Origin of the sequence: Nonomuraea monospora (genome assembly GCF_039531895.1) — a bacterium.
In the GTDB taxonomy this organism is placed as follows: Bacteria; Actinomycetota; Actinomycetes; order Streptosporangiales; family Streptosporangiaceae; genus Nonomuraea; species Nonomuraea monospora.
This window is the reverse complement of the sequence record NZ_BAAAQX010000029.1, coordinates 75,744-92,507: the sequence shown is the minus strand read 5'-3', so window position 1 is coordinate 92,507 and position 16,764 is coordinate 75,744. Positions and strand designations below refer to the sequence as shown.

Annotated in this window: 8 protein-coding genes; all 8 read right to left on the bottom strand. The window is 72.8% G+C overall.

Annotated elements, in window-relative coordinates:
• Positions 1 to 46: 46 nt before the first annotated feature.
• On the bottom strand, positions 47 to 778 hold the full coding sequence (locus ABD331_RS41405) for a nuclease-related domain-containing protein (RefSeq protein ID WP_344487835.1): 732 nt from the start codon (positions 776 to 778) through the stop codon (positions 47 to 49).
• A 139-nt stretch (positions 779 to 917) separates the two neighbouring features.
• On the bottom strand, positions 918 to 6,854 hold the full coding sequence (locus ABD331_RS41400; RefSeq protein ID WP_344487833.1) for an RHS repeat-associated core domain-containing protein: 5,937 nt from the start codon (positions 6,852 to 6,854) through the stop codon (positions 918 to 920).
• A 63-nt stretch (positions 6,855 to 6,917) separates the two neighbouring features.
• Complete coding sequence (locus ABD331_RS41395; protein WP_344487831.1) at positions 6,918 to 9,881, bottom strand: AfsR/SARP family transcriptional regulator; 2,964 nt, start codon at positions 9,879 to 9,881, stop codon at positions 6,918 to 6,920.
• Positions 9,882 to 10,004: 123 nt separating this feature from the next.
• On the bottom strand, positions 10,005 to 10,883 hold the full coding sequence (locus tag ABD331_RS41390; protein ID WP_344487829.1) for a sugar phosphate isomerase/epimerase family protein: 879 nt from the start codon (positions 10,881 to 10,883) through the stop codon (positions 10,005 to 10,007).
• 76 nt (positions 10,884 to 10,959) lie between these two features.
• The gene (locus ABD331_RS41385; protein ID WP_344487827.1) at positions 10,960 to 12,333 is read right to left on the bottom strand and encodes an MFS transporter; all 1,374 of its coding nucleotides are present in this window, start codon (positions 12,331 to 12,333) and stop codon (positions 10,960 to 10,962) included.
• Positions 12,334 to 12,422: 89 nt separating this feature from the next.
• The gene (gene tcuA / locus ABD331_RS41380; protein WP_344487825.1) at positions 12,423 to 13,904 is read right to left on the bottom strand and encodes an FAD-dependent tricarballylate dehydrogenase TcuA; all 1,482 of its coding nucleotides are present in this window, start codon (positions 13,902 to 13,904) and stop codon (positions 12,423 to 12,425) included.
• A gap of 13 nt (positions 13,905 to 13,917) precedes the next feature.
• The gene (locus tag ABD331_RS41375) at positions 13,918 to 14,916 is read right to left on the bottom strand and encodes a zinc-dependent alcohol dehydrogenase (RefSeq protein ID WP_344487823.1); all 999 of its coding nucleotides are present in this window, start codon (positions 14,914 to 14,916) and stop codon (positions 13,918 to 13,920) included.
• Complete coding sequence (locus ABD331_RS41370) at positions 14,913 to 16,715, bottom strand: thiamine pyrophosphate-binding protein (protein WP_344487821.1); 1,803 nt, start codon at positions 16,713 to 16,715, stop codon at positions 14,913 to 14,915. Before ABD331_RS41370 ends, ABD331_RS41375 begins: the two co-directional genes overlap by 4 nt.
• Positions 16,716 to 16,764: the final 49 nt, after the last annotated feature.

Here is a 16,764-nt window from a genome sequence, read left to right as displayed (position 1 = left end):
CGGGATCCTGGCGATCGCGAGGTCGGCCGCTGAGAGGAAGCCGTCGCTACTCGGCGGCCGAGTACGGCGGGAAGATGCGTTCGGCGGCGGCGCTGACGGAGGCCACCTGCTCCGGTGACAGGCGCGGCGGGTGACGGCGGATCCAGCCGCACAACCTCCCGGCCCGCAACATCGTCACGCCGGACACCGTCAGCGCACCCCAGCGGGGCAGCTTGGCCCCGTGCACCGCGACCACCGGCACCACGGGCACCTGCCACCCGGCCGCGCGCAGCACCTCACCGACCCGGCCCGCCTCGAACACGGTCGCCTTCACCAGGGAGTCGGCCGGGCGGCGGCCGATCCACAACCGGCCGCCGTGGCCGCGGATGCTGGTGTTGCGATGCCACCGCTTGGAATCCACCAGCACCACCCCGCCCGGGCCGATCACCAGGTGGTCGAGGTTCGCGCGTGAGCGCGGCAGCGCCCGATCGTGCAGCACCGTGTACCCGGCCGGTTCCAGCGCCCGCAGCCGTCGTGCGGTGGCTCGCTCACCGAGCGCGCCCTTGCGCCAGGCCGCCGCCGCTGAGTGCACCCGCCACCGCTGCACCGTGTCCGCCAGCGCCGCGACCGCCGCGGCCAGCAGCCCGGCCTGCCAGGTCCAGGCCCAGGTCACCGCCGCGAACGCGGCCACCGCCAGGGCCGCCCGCACCAGCCATCGGCGTGATCGTCCCGCCCGCCAGGTCGCCCGATATCGGGCCTGCGCCGACGCGCCGGCGCCTGTCGCGTGCTGACGTGTCACCACGGCCTCCCCTAGATCCTCGGCAACGCTACACAGGCCGTCCCACAGCAGTCTCACGCGATACCGAATGCGTTGGCGAGGTTGCGCATCAGTCCGGCAGCCCATGAAGAGGGCTGCCGGACGTTCCCCCATCCAGTCGTCAGTCATCCAGGTTGTAACTGTTGTGGTCGCACCCCCTCACCGGACATGGTCCCGCCTGCGGAGCCGCGCAGCCCTCGCACGGCGGCGGCACCCCGGCCGAGCCGGTGTGCTCGCCCTGCCCTCCGCTGGGCAGGTGCGTGCACCCGTATTCCGGCCTGGAGCCGGAGTCGCACGTCCGTACGGGGCTGCGGCCGTCGCTGGTGAAGAGCTCCTGGACGAAGTCGATGACGGGATCCACGAGTCCGAACTGGTCCAGCACGTCCAGGGTGAGGAAGACGACCCCCACCCCCGGGATGAGCTGGCCGCCCTCCAGGATGGCCCCCTTGACGCACGCCTGGCTGGTCCAGCCTTGTGACTCGCAGTCGATGACGACGCCCAGGGCGCCGGTGGCGTAGCCGATGCCGTCGGTCATCTCCACGAACTCGGTGATCTTGGCGCAGCCGAGGGAGTCGGTGCACAGCTCCATGCCGAGGTCGGTGACGTCGAGCGCGGTGTCGGTGCCGTCGTTCACGCGTTCGGCGAGGTCCTCGACGGTGAGGTCCTCATCGCCTGTGATGGTGGCGCGCTCGGGCCTGGGGCCGCAGGCGGGATGGTTGTTGCCCGAGCTGCCGGGGGCGCACAGCTCCTGGGCCGCCGGCGGCGGGTCGGGGGTCGAGGGCACGGGCTGGACGTTGATCCAGCCCTTGCCGTTGAACGAGCACTTGACCTCTCCGAAGGCGCACGCGTCGGGGATCAGGCCGCTGGGGTCGGAGAAGGCCGTGGGATTGTTGAGCCCGTAGGCGTAGGGGTTCAGGGTCTGCGGCCGGGCGACGTCGAAGAGCGGGTCGGGGGAGACGAACCGTCCCATCGAGGGGTCGTAGTAGCGGGCGTTGAGGTAGCTCAGCCCGGTGGAGGCGTCCTCGATCTGGCCGATCCAGCCGCGGTCGGTGGCGGTTGTGCCGGTGCCGCGCGGCCTGCCGTACGGCTGGTAGGACCTGACGTGGGAGGCGGCCGTGGCGCCGGTGGGGACGCTGAGCTGGACCGAGCCCTGATTGTCGGCGGCCAGGAACTCCACACCGCCGGCCGTGCGGATCGCGATGGGCGTGTCGTTGAACCTGTAGGTGCGCACCGCCTTCGATCCGGTGATCTCGTGGCCGTCGATGTAGCGGGTCGTGCCCGCCGGGGTCTTGCGCTGCAGGCGTTCGCCGTCGGCGTCGTAGACGAAGCTGGAGCTTCCCGCGGCGAGGAGCAGCCGTTCGGGACTCCAGGTGAGCGTCTCGGTCCGGCCTGAGACGGTACGGCTCGCCAGGTCGCCGTTGGCGTTCCACGTGTAGGTGTCGCCGCCGACCGCGGTGGGGGCGTGCGGCCGGGCGCCGCCGGCGGCCGGATAGGCGTAGGCGATCGGCGTGCCGCCCTCGGCCCGCTGGGTGAGGTTGCCGTCCACGCTGAGGGTGTAGGTGTGGTCGTAGGCGTTGGCGCCGGTGCCCGGGGCGCCGGTCGCGCAGGTGCCCGTCGTGGTGAAGGCGCGGGTGAGGCGCCGGCGGTCGTCGTGGCCGAAGCACTCGCGCCACGACTGCCCGTTCAGGGTCGTGAGCCGGTCGACGACGTCGCCGAAGGTGTCGTCGTAGGTGAAGCGCAGGTCCTGCAGCGTGGTGTCGCCGCCGCCCGCCTTGATCGCCTTGACGCGCTGGTCGGCGTCGTACTCCGTCACCCGGCTGAAGGGCACGGACCTGGATCCGGACAGGTTCCACACCGAGCGGGCCCGGTCGTCGTACAGGGCGGCCCAGACGTACTCGGCGGCGCCGGTCATGGTGGCGGCGAGGCCGGCGTCGTTGTAGGTGGTGGTCACGGTCTCGGCGGGCAGCCCGCCGACGGCCGGGTAGGTGATGCGGGTGGGGTGGTCGGCGGCGTCGTAGCCGTAGCCGACGGTGTAGGCGGCGTCGGGGAAGATCCAGGTCTGGCCGGTGGGCCTGGCCCGGCCGTCGTAGCCGGTGACGTCCACCACGTAGGAGCTGCCGCCCTCCACGCGGGTGGTCTTGTCCAGCAGGCCCGTCTCCCCGGCCGCGTCGTACTCCCACTTGGCGAGCAGGGCGCCGGTGGGGGAGTCCCTGCGGCGTTCGGCGGGGCGGTCCAGGGCATCGTAGAGGGTGTGCACCTGGGTGCCGGTGGCGCTGGTCGCCCTGGTCTGGTTCCCGGCCGCGTCGAACCCGTAGGTCCAGGCGCCCAGGTCGGGATCGGTTGTGGCGATCTTGCGCCCGGCGAGGTCGTAGGTGTTGGTGATGGTGTTGCCCGCCGGATCGGTGATGGTGGTGAGCCGGTCGGCCTTGTCGTAGCCGTACTGGGTGGAGCGCCAGGCGGCGCCGTCGCGTTCCTCCACTCTGGTCACGCGGTCGTGGGCGTCGCTGACCGTGCGGACGACTCCGCCCGCCAGAGGATGCGGGGTCGTCGTCACCGAGTCGTGCGTGTAGTCGGTGACGACCGAGCGCCGGGCGGCGCCCGCGGTCCACGAGATCTGCCAGACGGGACGGCGGAGCTCGTCATAAGCGGTCGTCTCGTCGTTTGCCCAGCCGCCCGCCGGGACGGGGAGCAGGCCGGCTCCGGCCGTGCCGGTCAGAGCCTGCGGCTGGGAGGTGGCGGCGACCAGGCCGCGTCCCTCGTAGCGGGTGTCGGTGACGATCACCTTGCCGGACTCGGGGGACAGCACGTGGGTCTGGCGCGGACGCAGCCAGCCGTCGTGCAGCACCCAGGAGTCCACGTACCTGGTGGTGTCCTGGAGTCTGCGGGTCCGGACCACGCCCGGCCTGGTCTTGCCGGGGTCGAGGTCGTAGCCGAACTCGTACGAGGCGGCGCCGCCCTGCTCCGTCGGCCGGTGCACGGTGCGCGTACGGCCCAGCGCGTCGTAGGAGAAGCTGGTCCGCGCGCCCCGCGCGTCGGTGGTCGCCTCCGGCGCCTGCCGGGGGCGGAACCAGGTCGTGGTGGTCCTGTGCCCCAGGTGGTCGGTGACCGTCGTGGTCGCCGGATACCTGATCGCCGGGGTGTGGGCGGTCGTGGTGGTGTGCCCGTTGGGGTCGGTCACCTTCAGCGGCCGTCCCAGCCTGTCGTAGGTCGTGGTGGTCGTCGCCCAGACCGGCGCGCTGGTGATCTTGACTCGTGCGCCGGTCCGGTCGCCGCGCGACGTCGCCGCCGCGCCGAACGCTCCGCCGTCGTAGGCGTACTCCTCCCGGGCCAGTTCGGGCCCGTCGCACGTGGCGTTGCCGTAGCGGGTGACCGACGCGGGCAGGTCCAGCAGCCAGCGGTCGGTGTTCACCGTGGGCACGGTGACCGTGCACCGCTCGTCACCGGCCGAGGCCAGCCAGCCGTGTTCGATCACCTTGTCCGGCGTGCCCAGCAGCCCGTTGTAGACGGTCTGGGAGCGGCTGCGCACCAGAGCGCCGCCGGCGGGGTCGCGCCGCCGCTCCACCCGGTCGCCCGGCATGACGAACCAGGCGTCGTCCAGCGGATCGGGCCCGGCGGCGTCCACGGTGCGCTGCGTGTGGTAGCCGGTCACCGTGCCGTGCTCGACGCTGCCGTCGGCGCGCAGCTCCTGCTGGTCGAGCACCCCGCCGGCCAGCCAGTTCTCGTCGTTGACGTTGGTGACGGTGCCGTCCAGGCTGGAGGTCCTGGCCACCCGCGAGCCCGGCCCCGGGAACGGGTCCCCGGCCAGCCTGTCGCCGTTCATGCCGCGGAAGAGCCGGTATTGCGTACGCCCGGAGCCCTGCGTGACCAGCATGTCGGCGTAGCCGCGCCACTCCGACCAGGTCTGGTTGGCGTTGGGGACGAACTCGTCCCGGTCGTGATGCCAGGCCGCGTTGGGGAAACCCGCGCCGACCTGGTCGCCGTACTTGTAGGAGGTGATCATCGGCGGACTGCCGCCGACGGTGTCACGCTGCTCCACCTGGGTCACCACGTACTTGTGGAACACCGCGAACCCCGCGGCCCCGCCGTCCGGCGCGTGCCAGTGCGGGAAGCAGTCGCGGGTGTTCAGGTGCCAGTTCGGCGGATCGGGGATCGGGCTCGGGCACGGGTGCGGCCGGCCGTAGGTGACGATGACCTGCCCGCCGGTCTCGTTGGTCACCACGCCGACCCGGTAGTGCGGCATCGCCGACAGGCCGCCCGCCGTGTCGGCCCGGTTGCTCAGCAAGGCCGGCCAGAAGGTCACCGGCGGCATCGTGATCCGCTCCTCCTCGGACATGCCCTTGCGCTGGATCGCCGTCAGATACAGCTTCTGGTCGCCGGTCCGGTTCGGGTCGGGGTCGGGGAAGGCGTGGGAGAGCAGGATGCGGTCCACGTCGGCGAACTCCTCCTCGCCCACCTCGACCTGCGTGGTCAGCGAGACGTACCGCAACGCGGTGAAGAACGTCGGGGAGTGCTCGGCGCACACCTCGGTGAAGCACATGAGATCGACCGGGGTGTCGGGATAGCTCGCGGCCGTGGCCGCGGTCGGCTGTGAGCAGCCCGCCGCCAGGTCCACGCACCGGTAGTCGAGGTCGAAGGTGACCCGCGCCGACGGCTCGGTCTCGCCGGCGGCCCGCCGCTTGCCGTACTTGAGCAGCTCCAGCGCGCCGCCCCGGACGTACTGCGTGTGCTCGAAGCCGGGCCAGCCGTTCAGCGCGGCGTAGTGGTTGATCTCCTTGCGGTACTCGTACTGCTGGACGTTGTCGTGCGGGTCGATGACCAGGTCCAGGTTCCACCGCCACGCCTGCGCGCACCACGGCAGCGGGGTCTCGGCGTTGCACGGCTCGCCCGCGTCGTCGCCGAACACCGGCACCGTCCACGCCGAGTGGGTCTCCACGCCGACGTCGGGGTTGACGCCGCGGCCGAAGAAGTACTGCACGCCGTCAGGGGTCGTCACCTTCCAGTGCTCGCCGTCGTTGTCGCCGTTCTTCGCGCCGGTCAACTGCTCGATCCGCCATCGGGGGTCGTCCTTGAGCCGCCACTGCTTCGTCGGCGTCCCGGGCAGCGGCACCAGCTCTCCCGATCGGCCGTTGAGCGAGATGGTGGCGTTGTCGGACTTCCAGCACAGGTCGTCGGAGCCCTGGCCGTCGGCGCGGCAGGAGTTGTAGCGGCGTTCGATGAAGGCGTCGGCGAAGTCGCCCCAGCCCAGCCCGATCGGGCCGCTCTGGGTGTTCCTGCCCGACACCATGCCGTCCACCGCGCCGGAGGAGTAGCTCAGGCTCAGCGACGGCGTCGGGCCGGCGGGCGCCTGCTGCAGCGGCACGTCGTAGTTGTAGGTGAAGTTCCCCGACCCGGTGATGACCTGCCAGTCGCCGGAGAGCGCGAGCGGCGTCGCCTTGAACGAGCCCTCCTCGCCCTCGGGGCCGGCCGTGACGGCGAACAGCCCGGCGGGGACCTGCGCGCTCAGCCTGGTCCCGCTCTTCACCGACGGCACGACCGGGCGGTCGGTGCCGTCCTTGAGCGAGGGCGCGCGCCGGCGCTCGCAGCCGCCGGTCAGGGCGCACTCGGGGAGCCGGACGAGCTTGAGCCGGTCGGCGTATCCCGCGCCGTAGCGCTCGGCGAAGCCGGCGAAGTCGACGGAGACCCTGGTGGCCGCGGAGATCCGGAACAGCAGCCCCGGCAGGCCCGGCCGCTCTTCCAGCACCTCCACCCGCGCGGTCGTGCCGGCGGCCCCGCTCACCTCCAGCGGTCCGACGCGCTGCGCCTTCGCGTCCAGTCTCACCTCGGCCGACGTCGCGGCAGGAAGCTCGGTGCGTTCCGGCTCGGGCGCCGGGGTGCTGCGCACCTCGGCGCCCGAGCGGATCGGGGTGACCCGTGGCGAGCCCGGCGGGGCGGCCGATCTCCCGAGCGCCGCGCGCCAGTCCAGCTCCGGCGGCGCCATCCGGGTGGCCGTGTCCCCGAGCGCGGGCGCGGTCAGGCCGCCGCATAACAGCGTGACAATGATGAGGATTCTGCTGAGCACGATGACTCCTGAGAGTGAGAAGTCAAAACAGGCTCAGTCTGAGCTTCCGCCGTCATAAGTCCGTCATAAGTGCACGTGTTCGGCCTCCGGCGAGCCGACCTGAAGGAACAGGTCACGAGCGCGCTCCCGCAGCCTCCGCGCGGCGACGGCGTCACCGTGCGCCTCGCTCAGCGCCCGGCAGGCGCGGGCCTCCCACAGCGGGGCGTCGAGGCCGGAGAAGGTGCTGATCGCCGCGGAGAGCTGATCGATCGCCTGGCGGGCCTCCCCGCGCCGGTGGTGCGCCATGCCCAGCGCGACCCGGATCCTGCCATCGGTCAGCGGCTCGCCGAGCGGCCTGTTCAGCTCCAGGGCCTCCCGCAGCAGCCCGGTGGCCGCGCCCAGCGCCCCCGTCTCCAGCCGGACCAGGCCCAGGCCGTATCGGGCCTCGGCCTCCTCGCGCGGATCGCGCAGCTCCTCGGAGATGCCCAGCATCTCCTTGAACGCCGCCTCCGCCCCGTCGATCTCCCCGCGCCCGAGCCGAAGCTGGCCCAGCCAGTAGAACACCTCGGCCCGGATGCGCGGGTCACCGGCCCGCCCCGCCTCCAGAGCCTGCTCCAGGTACGGCTGCGCCCGGTCGAACGCGCCGATCTCCACCAGCAGCTGCCCGAGGGATCTGAGCAGGAGGATCTCCGCGCCACGGTCACCCCGGGCGCGATGGGCCCGCAACGCGTCCTCGTGACGGACGACGGCCTGCTCGTAACGGCCGAGCATGCCGTCCACGTGGGCGGCCACCCCCAGGGCGTAGACGAGGCCGCGGTGCTCGCCGAGGTCGCGGAAGGTGCCGACCGACTCCTCCAGCACGACCACGGCTTCGGCGTACTGGTGCCGGTAGGCGCCCAGCAGCCCCAGGCCCATCAGCATGACCGCCGTTCCCCTGCGGTTGCCGCTCCTGCGGGTGGCGGCCAGGGCGCACCTGAGCGTCTCCTCCCAGTCGTCGTTGTGCGCCCGGGTGAGGAACAGGGTGTAGGAGCTGGCCACGAGATCCCAGCACAGCTCGTCCAGGCCGGCGTCCGCGGCCTGCCGTACCGCCATGACGAGGTTGACCCGTTCGGTGTCGTACCAGGCCAGCGGGTCCTCGGTGATGGCCGCCGCCCGTTCACGTACGGCGGGCGTCCAGCGCGCGGCGGTGCCGTGCAGTGTGGCGAAGTCGCCTCCGGACAGGACGGTGTGCGCCCGCTCGGCCAGGGCCAGCCAGCCGCCCAGGGCTCTGGCGACGGCCGGCGCCGGATCCTGCGTGCCGGTCTCCTTGGCGTACAGGCGGACCAGGTCGTGCAGGTGATAGCGGGCGCCCGACACCGCGAGCAGCCGCGCCTCCACCAGCTCGGCGATGAGCGGGCGCACCTCGGCGACCTCCAGGTCGAGCAGCGCGGCGCAGGTCCAGGCGGCGACGTCGGGCGCGTAGAGGTGAGCCAGCAGGCGGAGCAGCCGCTGGGCCCGCTCGCTGAGGCCGCGGTGGCTGAGCGCGAGACTGGCGCGCACCTCCAGGTCGCTGTAGGAGAGCTCGTCGAGCCGGCCGCGCTCGTCGGCCATGGCGTCGGCCAGGCGCTCCAGCGGCCAGTCCTGGGTGAGGAGCCGCGCGCCCGCGATGCGCAGGGCGAGGGGCAGCCCGCCGCACAACCGCGCGAGCCCGCGGGCCGCCCGCGGTTCGGCCGCGACGCGCTCGCGGCCCAGGATCCGGGTCAGCAGGCTCACCGCCTGGTCCAGGCTCAGGACCTCCAGCTCGGTCAGCCGCGCTCCCGGCAGCCCGGCCAGCCTGCGGCGGCTGGTGATCAGCACGCCGCACCCCCGCCCTCCCGGGATCAGCGGGCGGACCTGCGCCTCGTCCACCGCGTTGTCCAGCACCACGAGGACGCGCCGGTCGGCCAGCCGCGACCGATACTCCTCGGCCCGCTCCTCCAGCCCGCGAGGGAGGTCGGCTTCCGGGACGCTGAGGGCGCGCAGGAAGCGGGCGAGCACGTCGGCCGGCGCCATCGGGTACGCCTGGAGGTTCACGTAGAGCTGGCCGTCGGGAAAGCGGCCGGTCAGCCGGTGGGCCACGTGGACGGCCAGCGTGGTCTTGCCCACCCCCGCCTGCCCGGCGATGGACACGACGGTGACCGCGTTGCCGGGGCCGCCCTCGCGCAACAGGCCATGGAGCTCTTCCGCGACGCCCTCCCTGCCGGTGAAGTCCGAGATGTCCGGCGGTAGCTGGCGTGGGCGGCTCGGGCTCGACACGGCCGGCTCGGGCTTCAAGGAGTCGTCGCCGGTCAGGATCGCCTGCTCCAGGCGCCGCAGCTCCGGGCCGGGCTCCAGGCCCAGCTCGGAGACGGACTCCTGGCGGGTGCGCTGGTAGGCGCGTAACGCCTCCGCCGTACGGCCGTCGCGGTACAGCGCCAGCATCAGCAGGGCGCAGACGCGCTCCCTCAGCGGATGCTCCTCCGCCAGTGCCGCCAGCTCTCCCGCCACCTGGTGGTGACGGCCCAGCCTCAGCTCCAGGTCCAGGCATTCCTCCAGGACCTCGACCCGCCGCTCCTGCAGCCGCCGCGCCTCGGCCACCACCAGATCGTTGTCCAGGTCGGGCAGCGGCTGGCCGCGCCACAGGGCCAGAGCGGCGCGGAGCCTGGCCACCGCCTTGTCCCACTGCCGCCCCGCGCTCGCCCGCCTGCTCTGCTCCACGTGCCGCTCGAAGGTGAGCGTGTCCAGCTCGTCGGCCATCGCCCGCAGCAGGTATCCGCCGGGGCGGGTCTCGATCAGGTCGCCGGGCAGGCCGCCGCCGGTCAGCGTGTTCCGCAGCCGTCCCACCGCGTTCTGCACCTGCCGCCTGGCGCTGGCGGGCGGCGCGTGCGGCCAGGCCGACTCGATCAGCAGGTCGATCGAGACCAGCCGGTTGGCCCTGAGCAGCAGCACCGCGAGCAGCTCTCGCTGGCTGCGGCCGGAGACGCGCATCGGCCGGCCCGCCGCCGTCACCTCCAGCGGGCCGAGGATGCCGAACCACGCGACGCCGTACACGTTGCCCTCCGGCTACGTCCTCCGGCACGTTGCCTCACATGGCCGGATGCCGCTCGCATCGTAACGAGAACACGTCCACAGGTCTTGTCAGGATCTGCCGCACTTGCCGTGACCGGATTATCCCTAACCGCTGGACGACGCCGCGCCGGCCGGGCGCCAGGGCACCGTGCCGGTATGGTCCAGGCTCCAGCCCAGCTTCTCGAAGGCGGCGATGTCGTCGTGCAGCCGTGGCAGGGGCGGTTCGAGGTCGATGAGCTCGAAGACGGTGACGCCGCCGAAGCCGATGGAGCGCAGCGCTTCCGCGTACCGGGCGAAGTCGACCTCGCCCCGTCCAGGGGAGGTGTGGGCCCACCGGCCGCGCCAGGTGTCGCTCATGTGGGCGATCCGGATCCGGTGGCCGGCCGTGCGGACGCCGTCCAGCGGGTCCTCCTGGTTGATGGTGTTGGCGACGTCGTAGGCGATGCCGAGGTTCGGGGCGGCGATCTCGTCGACGACCTGCGCGAGCTGGGAGGCGTCGCCGAGGTAGCCGTACGGGCTGGTCTCCAGGGCGATCGTCACCCCCAGCTTCCCCGCCCGGTCCAGGAGGAGGCGCAGCGCCTGGTCGAGCCACCAGCGGCAGGCGTCGGCGGGCGCGGGGGACAGCGCGTGCCTGCGGCCGGGGATGAGGATGACGATCGGGGCTTCGAGGTCGTGGGCGAGCTCGATCTCGCCGAGGACGGCGTCGAGGCTGGCGCGGCGGAAGTCGTTGCTGGGGCTGATCAGGTTGATGTCCAGGAAGCCCGGGTTGACGGAGGTGACGGTCAGCCCGAGCGTGGCCAGCTCGCGGCGCAGCTCGTGGCGCTCGTACGCGCCGAAGCCGCTCGTCTGCAGGTGGGGCGCGGCCGTGGTGATCTCGATCTGCCGGAACCCGGTCGCGGCCAGGCCGCGCAGCGCGTCGTGGAACGGGGCCTGGTGCAGCCAGCTGTAGGTGGTGCCGCCGAGGGCGAGAGCGGGTCGGGTCATGAACGGTTCCCTTGGGTGTCGAGGGCGGCCAGGGCGCGGGCGGGCGGGTGCCCGGGGAAGCCCGTCACGAGCACGGTCACAGGGCCTGACCCCGCACCTCGGGGGTGAGGCCGGTGGGGGCCGGGCGCCTGCTGTAGTCCTCGGCCAGGTCCCGGCCGGAGGTCTCCGACATGGACACGATCGCGATCAGGCTGATCACCCCGGCCGCGACGATGTACAGCGACACCAGCCACGACCCGCCGCCGGCGCTGATCACCAGGGCGGACGCGATGAGCGGGGCAGGGCCGCCGCCGACGATGTTGGAGACGTTGAGGCCGAGCCCCGCGCCCGTCGTCCGGTACCGGGTCGGGAACAGCTCCGAGTTGATCGCCGCGCTCAGCCCCCAGGTGGAGGCGTGCGCGACGGCCAGGGCCAGCGTCACGCCGACGCCGGTCAGGAAGATCGAGCCGCTGTCGAGCAGGGCGAACAGCGGGAAGGCGAGCGCGGTCATGGCCACGACCCCGAAGAGGTAGACCTTCTTGCGGCCGACGCGGTCGGACAGCCGGCCGAAGAGCGGGATGGTGAACAGCTCGATCGCCGCGGCGACCATCACGCAGGTCAGGATGGCTCCACGGGGATAGTTCATGCTCGTCGTCGCGTAGCTGACCAGGAACGTGGCGGCCATGTAGAAGCCGATGTCGGGCACGAACCGGATGCCGATGGCGATCAGCACCTGCCGCCACGAGTACGTGAACACCTCGACGAGCGGGGCGCGGGTGGACATCTCGCCCGCCGCGGTCGCGCGCCTGAACTCGGGGGACTCCATGATCCGGACCCGGATGTACAGGCCGATGGCCACCAGGGCGGCGCTGGCCAGGAACGGGATCCGCCAGCCCCAGCTCTGGACGAACTCGTCCGAGCCGAGACCGACGAGGGCGAACGCGCCGCTGGACATGAGCAGCCCGAGCGGCGAGCCGAGCTGGACGAACGAGGCGAGGAAGCCGCGGTTGCCGCGCGAGGCGTACTCGGAGGCGAGCACGGTGGCGCCGCCCCACTCGCCGCCCAGGGCCAGCCCCTGGACCAGCCGCAGCGTCACCAGCAGGATCGGCGCGAGAACCCCCGCCGTGGAGTACGTCGGCAGCAGGCCGATGGCGAACGTGGCCACGCCCATCAGCACCAGCGAGAACACCAGCGCCTTCTTGCGCCCGACCCGGTCGCCGACGTGGCCGAGGACGATGGCGCCGATCGGCCGTACCACGAAGCCCACGGCGAAGGTCGCGAACGCCGCGAGCGTGCCCAGCGCGGGGGAGAAGGTCGGGAAGAACAGTTTGTTGAGTACGAGCGCCGCCGCGGTGCCGTACACGAAGAAGTCGTAGTACTCCACGGCGGTGCCGATGACGCCGGAGGAGACGGCGGTGCGGACGTCCTTCGGGTCGGGGGAGGTCTGCGTCGAGGTCGGGTCGGTGGTCATGGTGGTCTCCGCTTCGCAGGAGAGTCTTCGCAAGGGGGGTCTTCGCAAGGCGCGAAGGGGCGGCGGCTCCGGTGAGCCGCCAGGGGGTGTCAGGCGACGGAGCCGGCCCGCCGGCCGAACACCATTCCGGCGGTCAGGCCCGTGCCGCCCGGATAGTTGCCGCTGAACAGGCCGCCCAGCGCCTCGCCCGCCGCGAACAGCCCGGGGACGACGGTGCCGTCCTCGCGCAGGACGCGCCCGTGGTCGTCCCCCTTCAGCCCGCCGAAGGTGAAGGTGATGCCGCAGGTCACCGGGTAGGCGTAGAAGGGCGGCCGGTCGATCGGCGAGGACCAGTTGCTCTTCGGGGGAGTGACGCGGGCGCGCCTGCCGTCCTTGACGGTGGGGTCGAACGGGCGGTCCGTCTCGATCGAGGCGTTGAACTCCTTGACGGTGGAGGAGAGCGCGGCGGCGTCGATGCCGAGGCCGTCGGCGAGCTCCTCGACGCTGCCGGCCTCGACGACGCTGATGCCCGGCATGTCGTACTCCTCGGTGCGGAGCAGCGGCCGGAGCCTGGCGTCGTAGATCTGGTAGGCGATCGAGCCGGGCTGGCGCAGGATCTCCCGGCCGTACTTGGCGTAGGTGTAGTTGCGGAAGTCGGCGCCCTCGTCGAGAAAGCGCCTGCCTTCCGCGTTGACGACGATGCCGAGCGGATAGCTCTGCCGGGTGAGGCGGTTGGTCAGCTCGCGGTTGCTCTCGTTGTGCTCGGCGAGGGCGTCCCACGCCACGCTGTGGCAGGTCGTCCAGTCGCCGCCGCGGGCGGCGCCGAGCTCCAGCGCGCGGAGCAGCAGCTCACCGGTGTTGTACGGCGTGCCGCGCACCTTCGCCCTGCCCCATCCGGCGCCGAGGTGCTCCTCCCGCATCCCGGGGTTGGCCTCGAACCCGCCGGAGGCGATGATCACCGAGTCCGCCCGCAGCTCGCCGGTGACACCGCCGGCGCTCTCGTACCGGACGCCGGTCACGCTCCCGCCGTCGCCGGTGAGGAAGCCCGTCACCCGGTGGCCGTAACGGATGCCGACGCCCCCGGCCTCGGCGGCGCGGGTGTGGTCGGCGACCAGGCCGACGCCGCCGCCGACGTTGCCGACGTGCAGGCCGCCCCAGAACAGGAAGCCGCCGTCCTCCCGCTCGTACGCCTGCCGCTCGTACATCAGCCGGTACCGGACGCCCTTGGCGGCGAGCCAGCGGATCGTGCCCGCGCTGTCGCCGATCAGCAGCTCGGTCATCCGGGCGTCGTTGCGCCCGCCGGTCACCTTGACCAGGTCGGCGGCGAACTCGTCCGCCGAGTAGGCGGGCACCACGGTGCGGGCGTGCCGCTCGTCGGGTTCGACGAAGTCCAGCAGGTCGTCCAGACCCGCGTGCGTGATGCGGGTCGCGCCCGCCGTGTAGTAGCTGTTCCCGCCCGCCAGCTCGCGCGGCGCGCGTTCCAGCAGGACGACCCGGCGCCCGCGTTCTGCGGCGGCGTGGGCTGCGGAGAAACCGGCGTTGCCGCCGCCTACGACGACGACGTCCGCGCGGTCGGGCGATTGTTCGCTCAACGTCTTGCCTTCCTCAGGAGTGCAGCAGCACCTTGGCCGCCTGCCGGGACTCGACCAGCTCCAGCGCGCGCTGATGGTCCGACAGGTGCACGGTGTGCGTGACGATGGATTCCAGGCCGGGGGCCGCGGCGAGCCTTTCCGGCACGCAGGCCCAGGTGGAGACGTCGTAGGCGCGGGAGCCGACGATCGTCTGCTCGTTCCAGGAGAGCTGGGCGGAGGAGAAGCGGGCCTGTCCGGCCGGAAGCCCGACGCAGATCAGCCGCCCGCCGCGGCCGAGCAGCCGGGTCGCGGTGGTCACCGCCGACGCGCTGCCCGCGGTCTCGAACACCACGTCGAACCGGCCGTACAGGGCCTCGACCTCGTCGGGGGCGGTGACGACCGCGTCCGCGCCGAGCCGCATCGCCCGCTCCGGGGCGTCCTCGGCCCTGCCGACCACGGTGACCCGCCGCCCGGCGAGCGCGCCGAGGGTGAGCAGGCCGATGGTGCCGGGGCCGATGACGCAGACGTCGTCGCCGGGGCCGAGCCGGGCGACGTCCACGGCGTGCGCCGCGACGGCGAACGGCTCCGCCAGCACGGCCAGCCGGTCGGGCACGTCAGGGGGCAGGATCGCGAGGTTGCGCGCCGGCACGGTGAAGCGTTCGGCGAACACCCCGTCCACGTCGAGCCCGAGGACCTTGCGGCTTTCGCACAACATGGACCGGCCCCGGCGGCACCAGGCGCACGCGCCGCAGGTGAGGTGCGCGCTGCCGACGACGCGGCTGCCGACGGGGACGGCGGCGCCAGGGCCGGTCTCGACCACGCGGCCGGTGTACTCGTGGCCGAGCACGAGGGGGAAGCTCGGCGCGTACCCGCTGCCGGGGCCGTAGTCGCCGTTGATCATGCCCAGGTCGGTGTGGCACAGACCGGCGGCCACCAGTTCGAGCAGCACCTCCCCCTCGGCGGGCCGGGGTTCGGGCACGTCGGCCCACTCCAGCCCGCCGGGGCCGGGCGCGGTTTTGACCAGCGCTTTCATCGCGTTCCCTGCTGCGCCTGCGGCCAGCCGAACGACGGCTCGGGGTGGGGGAGCGGCGGCAGCTCCCAGGTGGCCGCGGCCGGCGGGCCGGCCGCGTCGTCGACGCGCACGTCGACCACGACGGGACGGCGCAGGTCGATCGCGGTCTTCAGCGCCGGCCCGAGGTCGGACGCCTCGGTGACCGTGAGGCCCTCGCCGCCCATCGAGCGGGCGAGCGCGGCGAAGTCCGCCGAGTACGGCGTGCGGCTCGCGACGTGCTCGAAGCTCGTGGCGAGCTGCCGGTCCGCGCCGAAGTAGAGCTTCTGCTGGTCGCGGATGGAGACGTAGCCGCCGTTGTTCCAGACGACCCAGACGGCGGGGATGTCGTACTCGACGGCGGTCGCCACGGCGCTGGGGAACATCAGGAACCCGCCGTCGCCGACGACCGCGACGGCGGGCCGCTCCGGCGCGGCGAGGTGCGCGCCGAGCACGCCGCCGACGCCGAAGCCCATCGAGGCGAAACCCCAGCTCTGCAGCACGGTGCGGGGCGCGTCGGTGCGCCAGTTCTGCACGATCCAGTTGTGGTGCACGCCCACGTCGCTGAGCAGGATGCCGTCGGCGGGCAGCGCGCCGCGCAGCTCGGCCAGCACGCGCTCCGGCCGGATGGGGGTGGCGTCGGAGTGGTCGTGCGGCTCGGTGTGCGCGACCCACTTCGCCCGCGCCTCGCCGAGCTCGTCCAGCCAGCGGCGGCGCCCCCCGGCGACCGCGCCGGACGGCGGGAAATCGGGCAGCCGCTCCCGCAATTGGGCGAGCACCTCGCGCGGCGAGGCGCAGATGCCCAGCGCGGGCGGGAAGTTGCGGCCCAGCTCCTGCGCGTCCACGTGGACGTGGACGAGTTTCGCGGGCGGGAAGGAGTAGGTGTAGCCGGGCAGCCACGAGCTGGTCGCCCGGTCGTCGAACCGGGTGCCGAACGCCAGCACCAGTTCGGCGTTCCTGGCGGCGTGGTTGGCCTGGTAGGTGCCGTTGCGGCCGGTAGCGCCGAGCGCGAGCGGATCGCTGCTGGGAAATCCCGATTTGCCCAGCGGTGAGGTCGCGACGGGGAAGCCGTGCTCCCTGGCGAAGGCCAGCAGCTCCGCCTCCGCCTCGCTGCCCTCCACCCCGGACCCGGCGACGATCACCACGCGGGCGGAGTCGCGGATGAGCGCGCAGGCCGCGTCGAGCTCGGCGCGCCCCGCGCCCGGTGCGGCCGGCCGGCCGGTGCCCCAGTCGGCGGGGTCGGGGACCGGCTCGTCGGTGCGGTCCACGAACACGTCCAGCGGCACGTCCAGGTGCACGGGGCCGGGACGGCCGCCGCGCATCAGCGCGAACGCCTGCCGCAGCATGAGCGGGAGCTGCTCCGCGCGGGTGGCCTGGAAGCCGCGCTTGACGTACGGCCGGAGCACGCTGGGGAAGTCGGCCTGGAAGTGCCGCCCGGTCTCCTGGAACGGCCCGCGGTTGAACTGGCTCGTCGCGACGTTGCCGGTGATCGCCAGGAAGGCGGAGTCGTCCATCAGCGCGGAGCCGAGGGCGATGGGCAGGTTGGCCGAGCCGGGACCGCACGAGGTGAAGGTCGCCAGCGGCTGGTGCGTGATGCGGTGGTAGGCGTCGGCGATGAACCCCGCCAGCGACTCGTGGTGGACCGAGATCGTGGCGATCTCGTCCTGCCGCTCCACGAGGGCGTCCAGCAGGCCGAGGTCTCCGTGGCCGCAGAGACCGACGGCGTAGGGCACGTTCTCGCGGACCAGGTATTCGGTGATGATCTGTGCGCCGGTGAGGCTCACAGGCTGACCTCCATGATTGATTCCGCTGGTAGGAGCACAGCGATCTCTA

Bases quoted from the DNA above. Each gene is read 5' to 3' on its own strand.
- ABD331_RS41375 (WP_344487823.1), bottom strand. From the start codon at position 14,916: ATGAAAGCGCTGGTCAAAACCGCGCCCGGCCCCGGCGGGCTGGAGTGG.
- ABD331_RS41385 (WP_344487827.1), bottom strand. From the start codon at position 12,333: ATGACCACCGACCCGACCTCGACGCAGACCTCCCCCGACCCGAAGGAC.
- ABD331_RS41390 (WP_344487829.1), bottom strand. From the start codon at position 10,883: ATGACCCGACCCGCTCTCGCCCTCGGCGGCACCACCTACAGCTGGCTG.